The sequence below is a fragment of the Arthrobacter sp. efr-133-TYG-104 genome, assembly GCF_030208915.1.
In the GTDB taxonomy this organism is placed as follows: Bacteria; Actinomycetota; Actinomycetes; order Actinomycetales; family Micrococcaceae; genus Arthrobacter.
The window spans coordinates 184,356-196,323 of record NZ_JARVTA010000013.1 but is presented as its reverse complement, the minus strand read 5'-3'; the positions used below and the strand labels follow the sequence as shown (position 1 = coordinate 196,323).

The following is an 11,968-nucleotide window of genomic DNA, read 5'->3' as shown; positions in this document are numbered from 1 at the left end:
AGCGCCGATGGTACTGCACCCGGGAGGGTGTGGGAGAGTAGGACACCGCCGGACAACCATTCAACCGGGCAGCCCCGACCACACGGTCGGGGCTCCCCGCATTTAAACACCAAAACACCCAACACAACAAACAACCCCCACCACGGGTGATCAAGGCGTGAGGCAGCCTGGCCCGGCGGGAGGGCTGGTCCACAGAGCCTGGTCGTGACTGTGAGACCTGCCACGGGCGAGCTGATTATGCCGTCCGAGTTCGGTGGCCACGGTGGGGTCGAATAGAATTGAATCAGATATACGAGCCGCGGGTTGATAGCTTGCGGCGGCGTGACAACGAAATACGGGTTATGAGCGACTACGCACGCGCCAGTGGTCGGCTCGCAACAGGAGGAATCCACCATGGCTGAGCACAACGGCGGCAATCGCGGCGGCAATCGCGGAAACTTCGGCGGGAACCGCGACGACCGCGGCTCATACCGTCCTAACAACAACTCTGGTGGAGACCCTCGCGGGTTCCGGTCCAGGGAGAACCGCGACAGTGATCGTCCGGCTCGTGAAGGCGACCGTCGTCTGTTCAACAGTGACCGTGGCGAGCGGAAGCCGTTTGGCGATCGTCCTGCTCGTGATGGCGAGCGTCGTTCGTTTGGTGGGGATCGTGACCGTAAGCCGTTTGGTGACCGCGGTGACCGTCCTGCTCGTGATGGCGAGCGTCGTCCGTTCAACAGTGACCGCGGTGAGCGGAAGCCATTTGGCGATCGTCCTGCTCGTGATGGCGAGCGTCGTTCGTTTGGTGGGGATCGTGACCGTAAGCCGTTTGGTGACCGCGGTGATCGTCCTGCTCGTGATGGCGAGCGTCGTTCGTTTGGTGGGGATCGTGACCGTAAGCCGTTTGGCGACCGCGGTGAGCGTCCTGCTCGTGAAGGCGACCGTCGTCCGTTCAACAATGACCGCGGTGAGCGTCCGGCTCGTGAAGGCGACCGTCGTCCGTTCAACAATGACCGTGGCGAGCGTAAGTCATTTGGCGACCGTCCGGCTCGTGATGGTGAGCGTCGTTCGTTTGGTGGGGATCGTGACCGTAAGCCGTTTGGTGATCGCGGTGATCGTCCGGTTCGTGATGGCGACCGTCGTCCGTTCAACAGTGACCGCGGTGAGCGTAAGCCATTTGGCGACCGTCCCGAGCGCGGGCCCCGGAACTTCGACCGTCCGGCTCGTGAAGGCGACCGTCGTCCGTTCAACAATGACCGCGGAAATTCCTGGGAAGAGCGTCCCGTCCGCGTTCCCAACGCCAAGGATATTCGTAGCGCCAACCGGCCTGACCGCGAGCGTTCCCCCGAGATTGACGACGACGTCACAGGCAAGGAACTCGACCGCGCCACGGGCCACCAGATTAAGACCCTCGAGGAGCAGAGCGCGGGCTGGGTTGCCAAGCACTTGGTCATGGCTGGCCGCTTGATCGACATTGAGCCGGAGCTCGCCTTCCAACACGCCCTGGCTGCCAGTCGCCGTGGCGGAAGGCTCTCCGTGGTTCGGGAAGCAGTAGGTTTGACCGCTTACGCTGCCGGCCACTATGGCGAGGCTCTGCGCGAATTCCGCACGTACCGTCGGATCAGCGGCTCGAATGTGCACCTTCCTGTCATGGCCGACTGTGAACGTGGCTTGGGCCGTCCCGACCGTGCACTGGACGTGGTTCGCTCTCCCGAGGCCCAGGATCTGGATGCCCCGGGCAAGGTTGAACTGGCCATCGTGGCTTCTGGTGCACGCGCTGACCTGAATCAACTTGACGCTGCTGTCAGCGAACTCGAGATCCCGCAACTGGACATCAATCGGGCATTTTCCTACAGCCCCCGTCTTTTCCGCGCCTACGCAGAAGCACTGTCTGCTGTTGGGCGTACCGACGAAGCCGATAAGTGGGCTCGCCAGGCGCTCGTCGCGGAGAATGCACTGGGTGTTGGTGACTTCGCCGAGCCCGAAATTCTCGACCTCGGCTGGGACGAGGAGGACGAAGAAGCCGCGGGCAAGCCGCGCTTCGAGAAGGCTGCCCGGGACGCCGACGTCGTAAAGCCCGAAACTGAAACCGTCATCGCAGAGGCCGCGGCAGCTGATGTTGAGCATGATGAGGTTGAGTTGGACGACGTCGAATCGGACTACTTTGAGTCCGATGATGCCGAGTCGGACGTGGATTCCGTAGAGGATGAAGCGGATCGCCTGGAAGCAGCTGAGAACGACGACACCGACGCCCAGAATGGCTGATTCACTGATTTCCGCGTTTGATGCCGTCCTTTCAGATCTGGATGGTGTGGTCTACACAGGACCACACGCCATCCAGGGGGCGGTGGCGTCGTTGCAACGCCTCGAAACTGAGGGCGTTCGCTTGGGTTATGTGACCAACAACGCCTCGCGGACTCCCGCCCAGGTTGCTGCGCACCTCCGAAAGCTGGGTGCGCCGGCAGAGGATCACCAAGTGGTCAGTTCGTCCCAGGCGGCCGGGGAGCTACTCGCGTCCCTGTTGCCTGCAGGAGCCCGCGTCCTGATCACGGGCAGCGCGGCATTGGCGCACGAGATCGAGCTGGTGGGGCTTGTACCTGTGTCCAGCGCTGCGGAGAACCCCGTGGCCGTGGTCCAAGGCTTCAACCCGGAGATTGGCTGGAAGGACCTGGCTGAGGCTTCGTACGTGGTTGCCGGGGGCGCGTTGTGGTGTGCGACCAACACGGATATGACCATCCCACAGGCCCGGGGCATTGCCCCCGGTAACGGTGTGCTGGTCGCTGCGGTTGCAGCTGCCACCGGGAAGACACCCGTGGTGGCGGGAAAGCCTGAAGCGCCCTTGTTCCACACCGCGGCAAAACGGTTGAACTCCGACCGTCCGCTCGTGGTGGGCGACCGTTTGGACACCGACATCCTGGGTGGCAACCGGGCAGGATTTACCACCGCGGCCGTTCTTACTGGAGTGGATACCAAGGAAACCATCCTGGCAGCACGGTCCGACGAGCGTCCCGACTACTTGCTGGCCGACCTTGCGGATCTCTACGTCACCTATCCACAAATATCGGACGACGGCGGCACGTTCCGTTGCGGTGCCGCCTCGGCACGTGCGCACGATGACATCGTGACCGTGACGGGTGCCGAGGATGACCTGGACGCTTGGCGCGCCGCATGTGCGGCGTGGTGGTCGGCGGTCCCGGACGCGTCCACTGCCCGAGTGCCGCGCCTTGAGTGGCGCCGTCACTAGACTGGTGGGATGACCGAGCCTACACACCGCCTGGCGTCCGAGGCCGACAACGATCAGGTTGAGCCGGCCCGTACCCAGCTGGACCGAGTCCATCCAGACGGGGACAGCCCCCAGCCGGAAAGCACGCCGATTCAATGGCCAGACACGCCAGTCCCCACCGGTGATGCCCTCGTGGATCGAGCACTGGACGCACTGGGCCGGATCAACGTGGTGCCGGTGGGAGAGCACGGTGACCTGTATGGCCATATCCACGACTCGCTTTCGGAGGCCCTTGATTCCGAGCCGGGCCTTCCCCCGGTAAGTCCACGCAACACCAACAGTTCCGGTTCGGAAGGCGACAGCTAAGGTATGGCACGACTCGATCAGGAACTCGTCGCCCGAGGACTGGCGAGGTCCCGGACCCATGCCGTGAAACTCATCAGCGATGCCAAAGTCAGTTCGGGCGGTGCCTTGCTGACCAAGGCCTCACACCAAGTGGATGCGCAGACTGAGCTTGCCGTGGAGTCCCACATTGAGGACATTTACGCCAGCCGGGCCGGCCATAAACTGGCCGGCGCGCTATCAGCTTTTCCCGACGTCGTGGTGTCCGGGAAGCGGTGCCTCGACGCAGGTGCATCAACTGGTGGGTTCACGGATGTGCTGCTGCGCCAAGGCGCAGCCCAGGTGGTGGCGGTCGACGTCGGACATGGCCAGTTGGTGCCGCACCTGCGCGAAAACCCCCGCGTGGAGGTCCACGAGGGCCTCAACGTGCGGTACATGACGCCCGAACAGATTGGCGGATTGGCCCGATTGACCGTCGCGGATCTTTCCTTCATATCGTTGACCCTGGTCATGTACCCGTTGGCGCAGTGCACGGAGCCGGGGGGCGATATGGTGCTGATGGTCAAGCCGCAGTTCGAGGTGGGCAAGGAACGGTTGAGCCGTACCGGAGTGGTGTCGTCGGAGAACGAACGACGCCGGGCCGTCGCCCAGGTCGCAAGGGCCGCGGTGGAGGCCGGCTTGGAATTGAGGGACGTGGCGGCAAGCCCTTTGCCCGGCCAGGACGGAAATGTTGAATACTTCCTTTGGATGACACGCCGGATGTCGTCCGTGTTGCCTAAGATCGAAGAGCGGGACGAGGACGTTGCTGCATTGATCCATAAACTCTGGCCAGATGACTAGAAAGCAGACCCGATGAGCAGGCGTGTACTTGTCCTTGCCCACACCGGCCGTGAAGAGTCGCTCCGTGCAGCATGGGATGCCTGCACCCAGTTGCATTCCTCCGGCCTCGTTCCGGTGCTCCAGAAGTCTGAACTGGTAGATATTGAGCGCTTCTTCGGCGCCCTTGATACTCCCATTGAGATCCTCCACGACCACGTCAGCCTGGAGGACTTGGAGTTGGTCATGGTCCTGGGAGGTGACGGGACCATCCTGCGTGCAGCCGAGTTGGTCCGTGAAGTGGACGTCCCACTGCTTGGCGTGAACTTGGGGCATGTGGGTTTCCTTGCCGAGAGTGAGCGGGCCGACCTCGCCCAGACAGTGGAATGGATCGCGAGCCGCCAGTACACCGTGGAAGAACGCATGACCATTGATGTCCAGGTGTGGATCAAGGGCCAAAAGATTTGGCACACCTGGGCGCTGAACGAGGCTGCGATCGAGAAAGCCAACCGCGAGCGGATGCTGGAGCTCGTCACAGAAGTGGACGAGCGCCCCATAACCTCCTTTGGCTGCGATGGGGTGGTTTTGGCAACGCCTACGGGTTCCACCGCTTACGCCTTTTCTTCGGGGGGCCCGGTGGTTTGGCCTGAAGTTGAAGCCTTGGTCATAGTTCCGATCAGCGCCCACGCACTTTTTGCCAAGCCGCTGGTGGTTTCCCCGCGCTCCAAGCTGGCGGTGGAAGTGATGAACCGGACGGACGCGCTGGGGGTTCTGTGGTGCGATGGCCGCCGATCCGTGGACTTGCCTCCCGGCGCCCGCGTGGAAGTGACGCGTTCGGCCACCCCGGTGCGGCTTGCCCGCACGCATAAAACCCCGTTCTCTGCACGGCTTGTCCGCAAGTTCGAGCTCCCCATCCATGGCTGGCGCGGACCGGCACCCCGACAGGCCGAGGTCCACACGGGTCCCATCCCGGTCATCCGGACCCTGTCACCGGCGCCGCTGCCAAGCCCGCGTGATCCGCATGCCCCCGCTCCCCAGGACCCGGGGGAGCCTTCCGACCCCACGAATGCGAAGTGAATAATGCTTGAGGAACTCCGAATCCGTGACCTGGGCGTCATTACGGACGCGGCCTTGCCGCTGGGCCCTGGCCTTAGCGTGGTCACCGGTGAAACGGGTGCCGGTAAGACCATGGTGGTGACCGCCGTCGGGCTTCTCCTCGGTGCGCGGTCCGACGCCGGCGCCGTGCGGAGCGGCGCCAAATCAGCGTCGGCGGAAGCCGTCCTAAAGCTGGATCCCCGGCACAGCGCGGTGGAGCGTGCCAAGGAGGCAGGTGGTGATGCCGAAGAGTTCGACGGCGTAGCTGAACTCCTGCTGGCACGCACAGTAGGAGCCGATGGGCGAAGCCGGGCTTACGTTGGCGGCCGTGCAGCACCGGTTGGGGTACTGGCGGAATTGGGTGAGAGCCTGGTGGTGGTTCATGGCCAGTCGGATCAGATCCGGCTCAAAAGTTCCACGGCGCAACGGCATGCCCTGGACCGCTTCGCCGGAGCGTCCTTCGCCAAGGCCCTTGGACAATATCAGTCCCTGTTCAGCCACTGGAAGGCGATCCAGTCCGAGCTGGAGACTTTGCGCAGCGAAGCCCGGGAGCGTTTGCGTGAGGCCGAATCCTTGGATGCAGCGCTCGAGGAAATTGACGAGGTGGATCCGCAGCCAGGCGAAGATGACACGCTCAAGGCCGAAGCCGTGAAGCTCGCGAACGTGGAGGAACTGCGGTTGGCGGCGGCGGCGGCGCACCAATCCCTGATTGCGGAAGAGTTTGGCGACGCCGGGGACGCCACAACCATGGTTGACGCGGCCAAACGGACCCTGGAACACGTAGCCGATCACGATGAGGAACTGCGATCGGCCGCCACTCGCCTCGCCGAAGTAGGCTTCCTCCTCAATGACATCGCTGCCGAGCTGGCCAGCTACCAGGCTGCTTTGGATACGGAAGGGCCCGAGCGGCTTTCCGAAATCGAGGATCGTCGCGCGGCCCTGGCGAAACTGATCCGGAAGTACGCACCGAGCATCGATGAAGTACTCGAATGGGCAGCTGCCGCGAGGGTGCGCCTGGACGAACTGCAGGATGATTCGAGCCGTATTGAGTCCCTCGACGCGGAGGTCGCCGCCACGGAGGTCGCGCTTCGGAAGCAGGCCGTTGCGATCAGCAAGGCGCGGCTAAAGGCAGCCAAGACCCTCTCAACACGGGTAAGTGCAGAGCTGAAAGCCTTGGCGATGGCTGATGCCACCTTGGTCATCGAGGTGGATGACTCCGGCGTTTTGGGCCCGTGGGGTACCGACGAGATCGCGTTCCTTCTTCAGCCGCATTCAGGGGCCCCCGCCAGGCCGCTGGGCAAGGGAGCCTCGGGCGGTGAACTCTCCCGGGTGATGTTGGCCATAGAAGTGGTGCTTGCCGCCGTCGATCCTGTTCCCACTTTCGTTTTCGATGAAGTCGATGCGGGCGTCGGTGGGCGTGCCGCCGTCGAGATCGGGCGTCGCTTGGCCATGCTTGCCCGCCACGTCCAAGTGTTGGTGGTAACGCATCTTCCGCAGGTGGCCGCTTTCGCGGACCACCACATCCGCGTTACCAAGACATCGGTCCGCGGTGCCGATGGGAAGACCACCACGGGCTTCACCTCCAGCGATGTGCAGTTGCTCGGTGACGAGGACCGGGTCAAGGAACTGGCCCGCATGCTGGCCGGACAGGAAGACTCCGAGTCGGCGCAGGCGCACGCTCAGGAATTGCTGGACGATGCCAAACTCTTGCCCGCGGCTCTTGATTGAAACGCGGTGGTGGGCAACCATTAGCCATTTGGGGAATCAGGCAGGACGCTTGGAAGGCGTAATTGATGATAAGCTCGAATTCCGTGGTGCAGCGATCAAATTCCCGTGTAAATTCCCGGTTCCCGGGCTCGTCCAAGACGACCAAACACATCTTCGTCACCGGTGGTGTGGCGTCCTCGCTCGGTAAGGGACTGACGGCTTCCAGCCTCGGCCACCTGCTGCGGGCACGCGGTTTGTCTGTAACTATGCAGAAGCTCGATCCCTACCTCAACGTGGATCCGGGCACGATGAACCCCTTCCAGCACGGCGAAGTATTCGTGACTGACGACGGCGCAGAGACCGACCTCGACATCGGACACTATGAGCGCTTCCTCGATGAAAACCTTGAAGGTTCGGCGAACGTCACTACGGGCCAGATCTATTCGACGGTCATCGCCAAGGAACGCCGCGGGGAATACCTCGGAGACACTGTTCAGGTCATTCCGCACATCACCGATGAAATCAAACGCCGCATGCGCCTGCCTGCCGAGGGCAAAAACGCTCCGGACGTCATCATCACCGAAATCGGTGGCACGGTGGGCGACATCGAGTCGCAGCCGTTCCTTGAGTCGGCCCGCCAGGTCCGCCAGGACGTCGGCCGCAACAACGTTTTCTTCCTGCACGTGTCCCTGGTGCCGTACATCGGTCCGTCCCAAGAGCTGAAGACCAAGCCGACGCAGCACTCCGTAGCAGCACTTCGCTCCATCGGCATCCAGCCTGAAGCCATCGTGATCCGTTCAGACCGGGAAGTTCCCGACGCAATGCGCGAGAAGATCGGCCGCATGTGCGACGTCGATATCGACGCCGTGGTCAACGCCGCTGACGCCCCGAGCATCTACGACATCCCGAAGACTTTGCACCGGCAGGGCCTGGACTCATACATCGTCCGCGCACTGGACCTGCCGTTCAAGGATGTTGACTGGACCAAGTGGGACAAACTGCTTGAAGCTGTCCATAACCCCAAGCACGAAGTCGAGATCGCCTTGGTGGGCAAGTACATCGACCTTCCGGATGCCTACCTCTCCGTGACCGAAGCCCTCCGTGCCGGTGGTTTCGCCAACGAAGCCAAGGTCAAGATCCGCTGGGTCCCCTCGGACGAGTGCGAAACCCTCGCCGGTGCCACCAAGTCCCTTGCCGGCGTCGACGGCATCTGTGTTCCGGGCGGCTTCGGTATCCGCGGTCTGGAAGGCAAACTCGGTGCGCTGAAGTTCGCCCGTGAATCCAAGCTTCCGGTCCTGGGTCTCTGCCTTGGTTTGCAGTGCATGGTGATCGAGTATGCACGGAACGTCGTGGGCCTTGAAGGTGCTTCCTCCAGCGAGTTCGAACCGGACTCCAAGTACCCCGTCATCGCCACCATGGAAGAGCAGTTGGACATTGTGGAAGGCCGCGGAGACCTGGGCGGAACCATGCGTCTGGGGCTCTATGAAGCCAAGTTGGACGAAGGCTCGGTTATCGCCGAGACCTACGGGACAACCACCGTGAGCGAACGCCACCGCCACCGCTATGAGGTCAACAACAAGTACCGTGACCAGATCGCGGCCGAAGGCCTGGTCTTCTCGGGGACCTCTCCCGACGGCAAGCTCGTGGAGTACGTGGAGCTTCCCCGCGAAGTCCACCCCTACTACGTTGCGACCCAGGCACACCCGGAGCTCAGCTCGCGGCCCACGCGTCCGCACCCGTTGTTCGCAGGATTGGTCAAGGCTGCATTGGAGCGCCGCGAAGGCGAGCCGGCCGCAACCAAGACCGGTGCCCGCGCTGTAGCTGCCAAGTAATACACGTACAAGCAAAGGACGGCGCGATGCCCGAAATTTCTGAAACCGCCAGTACATCGAAGCAGGTTTCGGATATGCCGAGCCCGCGCCGTCTTTTGTCCTCCAAGAAGGTTTACGAAGGCCGCATCTGGGATGTGGTCAGCGATTCCTTCAAACTCGGCGAGGACACAGACACGCTGGTCCGTGACTACATCGACCACCCGGGGGCAGTGGCTGTCCTTCCCATGAACGTCGACGGCGAAGTGCTGCTGATCAAGCAATACAGGCATCCCGTTGGCATGGACCTCTGGGAAATTCCGGCCGGTCTGTTGGATGTCGAAGGTGAAGACTTCGTGGCAGGCGCCGCGCGCGAGCTCGCCGAGGAAGCGGATCTCACGGCTGCCACATGGAATGTCCTGGTGGACTTCTTCAACTCCCCGGGCTCTTCCAGCGAAGCCGTCCGCATCTACTTGGCCCGCGGCCTGGGCCAGGTGCCGGAAGCCGAGAGGCACGTACGGACAGATGAAGAGGCAGAGATTGAGCTGCACTGGGTCCCCCTGGAGGACGCAGTCAAAGCCGTCGTGGAAGGCCGGCTGCACAACCCCTCGGCGGTGCTGGGCATTCTCGCAGCAGCCGCCGCCCGCGCGGACGGCTTCACCACCCTTCGTCCTGCAAACGCCCCTTGGCCTGCCCATCCGAGCCAGCGCTGAGCGTGGCCGACCCGACCACCCGGCAGGCCACGGCCGTTGACCGGGCGGTAACGGACTACTTACAGCACCTTGGCGTGGAGCGCGGCTTAGCAGCGAACACCCTGTCGGCGTATCGCCGGGACCTGGCCCGGTATTCGAACTTCCTTGCAGGCCAAGGCGTCGAGCGTCCGGACGAGGTCACCCGGCACCACGTCACGGCATTCGTCCAGGCCCTTTCCGATGGCTCCGATGACGCGGCAGTCCTTGGAGTCCGTTCAGCGGCCCGCACCGTGGTGGCCGTCCGTGGCCTCCACAAGTTTTGGGCCTTGGAAGGAACCACGTCGGCGGACCCCGCCAGCGATGTCCACCCACCCATGGCGGGTAAACGGCTTCCGAAAGCGATCAGCGTTGACGAAGTAACCCGCATCCTCGAGGCCGCCGGGACCGATTCGCCAACAGGGCTCCGCGACCGGGCGCTCCTGGAGTTCCTGTACTCCACCGGGGCACGTATCAGCGAGGCTGTTGGGCTCGACGTCGATGATGTGGCCCTTGAAGGCAACGACGCCGGACAGAACGGCGCAGAGCACGACGCCGGACCCGCCGTCGTCAGGCTTTTCGGCAAAGGATCCAAGGAACGGCTGGTGCCCCTGGGTTCCTACGGTGCCCGCGCCGTCGGGGCCTATGTTGTCCGGGGCCGGCCACTGCTTGCGTCCAAAGGGAAGGGGACGCCTGCACTGTTCCTCAATGCACGGGGCGGCAGGATCAGCCGCCAAAGCGCTTGGACCATTCTCAAAACCGCAGCCGAGAAAGCCCGCATCACCAAGGACGTCTCACCCCATACCCTGCGGCACTCTTTCGCAACGCACCTCCTTGAAGGCGGGGCCGACGTACGCGTGGTTCAGGAGCTGCTGGGGCACGCTTCCGTGACTACCACCCAGGTTTACACCTTGGTCACGGCCGATACTTTGCGTGAGGTCTACGCCGCGGCTCACCCCAGGGCCCTCGGGTAGATCCGTCCCGGGGGATGGTCACCCCAAGACGTTCAGCGTCAGTTCCACGGCGTTGGTGAACAAGGCCAGTAGCGAGGTCCCTAAGCCCGCCACGAGGAGGAGCCCAGGATGAGCGAGTCCCACCACCACGCGCCTTAGCCTGGGCCGTTTACGCAGGAACTTTTTAGGTACCCGGGTCCTTACGGGTACCTGCCGCCAACCGCGAAGCCGGCGCAGGAACCAAGCACAACGGACGATGAATGCCATCCAAAGAATGGAGAGCACCAGCGGAACGGCGGCAACCATGAGGTTGAATCCGAGGGCCGTGACTTCCTTTTCCGAGTCGCCGACCACCGATTGGACGGTGGTGGAAATCGAGGCGCTCATCACCACGGAGGCACACCACACAATGAACGCGGCCACCAATGCCATGAACCGAACGAAGAAGTGCCCCAGCACCGTGGCATCCACGGCGCGCAGGCGGCTCCGGGGCGTGGCGTGTAGAAGCATGACGGTTGAGATCAAAGTAGGCAGTGCTGCCGCAATGACCAACAGGTACCAACTCCAGCCGGCGACGTCCAGCACTTCGTCAAGGACGATCAGCCCAGCCCAGAAACCCGTCCAGGCCCAGCCTGCATAGAGAGGGTGGGCCACCAGCCACGACGGGAGCCAGGAGTCGCGGTCAGGGACGGCCCGCTCGACGACGGTCGCCTCGCCCGCAACCGACGGGTCCGCCTGTGCGTCACCCCCATCTTCGCTCATGGGCTCACTGTAGCAATGGGCGCAGTGGCGGGGGAGAGCAGGTTAAGGTAGTCACCATGACAGCTGCTCACGTGACTTTATGCTTCCTCCTCCGCGACGGGCCGGATAGCGAACATGTGCTGCTCGGCACCAAGAAAACCGGCTTTGGCCGCGGCAAAGTTGTCGGCGTCGGCGGCCACGTCGAGCCAGGCGAGACCGCATCACAGGCAGCGTGCCGGGAGGTCTTGGAAGAGGTCAGTGTGGTGGTTGCGCCGGAGGACTTGGTACCTGCAGGCACCGTTGATTTTGTGTTTCCGGCGCGGCCCGAATGGGATATGGCCACCACAGTGTTCCTGACGCGGGCATGGCAGGGCGAACCATCAGAAAGCGACGAGATCGCACCGGCATGGTTTCCGGTCAACCGTTTGCCGGTTGAGCGGATGTGGGCCGATGCCGAGCACTGGCTACCTGCCATGATCTCCGGGCAGCGCATCGCGGTCCAGGTCCGCCTTGCCGCAGACAACGAGAACGTGGCGGAGGTCCACACAGTGGAGTGGGCTGGTCCAGCCTAAGCAC

General features: G+C 63.1%; 11 protein-coding genes. 10 read left to right on the top strand and 1 reads right to left on the bottom strand.

All coding sequences use genetic code 11. From position 1 onward, the window contains the following. The first annotated feature begins 393 nt into the window (after positions 1–393). The 9 genes from QRN04_RS11570 (at position 394) to xerD (ending at position 10,672) form a co-directional block, all read left to right on the top strand. Positions 394–2,244 (top strand): hypothetical protein, encoded by a 1,851-nt coding sequence (locus QRN04_RS11570; RefSeq protein WP_284976173.1) that lies wholly within the window; start codon positions 394–396, stop codon positions 2,242–2,244. Continuing rightward, positions 2,237–3,223 carry an HAD-IIA family hydrolase gene (locus tag QRN04_RS11565; RefSeq protein ID WP_284976172.1) on the top strand — a complete coding sequence of 329 codons (987 nt, stop codon included), beginning with the start codon at positions 2,237–2,239 and terminating at the stop codon, positions 3,221–3,223. The genes QRN04_RS11570 and QRN04_RS11565 overlap by 8 nt, the downstream gene beginning before the upstream one ends. A gap of 9 nt (positions 3,224–3,232) precedes the next feature. Then, a complete protein-coding gene (locus QRN04_RS11560; protein WP_284976171.1) occupies positions 3,233–3,568 on the top strand; it encodes a hypothetical protein in 336 nt (111 codons plus the stop codon). Between the two features lie 3 nt (positions 3,569–3,571). Next, entirely contained in the window at positions 3,572–4,384 is an 813-nt protein-coding gene (locus QRN04_RS11555) for a TlyA family RNA methyltransferase (RefSeq protein WP_284976170.1), read from the top strand. A 12-nt stretch (positions 4,385–4,396) separates the two neighbouring features. Next, a complete protein-coding gene (locus QRN04_RS11550; RefSeq protein WP_284976169.1) occupies positions 4,397–5,437 on the top strand; it encodes an NAD kinase in 1,041 nt (346 codons plus the stop codon). A gap of 3 nt (positions 5,438–5,440) precedes the next feature. Continuing rightward, positions 5,441–7,183 carry a DNA repair protein RecN gene (gene recN / locus QRN04_RS11545; RefSeq protein WP_284976168.1) on the top strand — a complete coding sequence of 581 codons (1,743 nt, stop codon included), beginning with the start codon at positions 5,441–5,443 and terminating at the stop codon, positions 7,181–7,183. Positions 7,184–7,248: 65 nt separating this feature from the next. Beyond that, positions 7,249–8,994, top strand: a complete 1,746-nt coding sequence (gene pyrG, locus QRN04_RS11540) for a CTP synthase (RefSeq protein ID WP_284976167.1) — start codon at positions 7,249–7,251, stop codon at positions 8,992–8,994. Positions 8,995–9,020: 26 nt separating this feature from the next. Beyond that, positions 9,021–9,683, top strand: coding sequence for an NUDIX domain-containing protein (locus QRN04_RS11535; RefSeq protein ID WP_284976166.1), 663 nt, complete (start codon positions 9,021–9,023; stop codon positions 9,681–9,683). 2 nt (positions 9,684–9,685) lie between these two features. Then, complete coding sequence (gene xerD, locus QRN04_RS11530; protein WP_284976165.1) at positions 9,686–10,672, top strand: site-specific tyrosine recombinase XerD; 987 nt, start codon at positions 9,686–9,688, stop codon at positions 10,670–10,672. Positions 10,673–10,690: 18 nt separating this feature from the next. On the opposite strand, the gene QRN04_RS11525 is transcribed toward xerD, so the two are convergent. Continuing rightward, positions 10,691–11,413, bottom strand: a complete 723-nt coding sequence (locus QRN04_RS11525; RefSeq protein ID WP_284976164.1) for a hypothetical protein — start codon at positions 11,411–11,413, stop codon at positions 10,691–10,693. A 56-nt stretch (positions 11,414–11,469) separates the two neighbouring features. On the opposite strand from QRN04_RS11525, the gene QRN04_RS11520 reads away from it, so the two are divergent. After that, the gene (locus QRN04_RS11520) at positions 11,470–11,964 is read left to right on the top strand and encodes an NUDIX domain-containing protein (protein ID WP_284976163.1); all 495 of its coding nucleotides are present in this window, start codon (positions 11,470–11,472) and stop codon (positions 11,962–11,964) included. Positions 11,965–11,968: the final 4 nt, after the last annotated feature.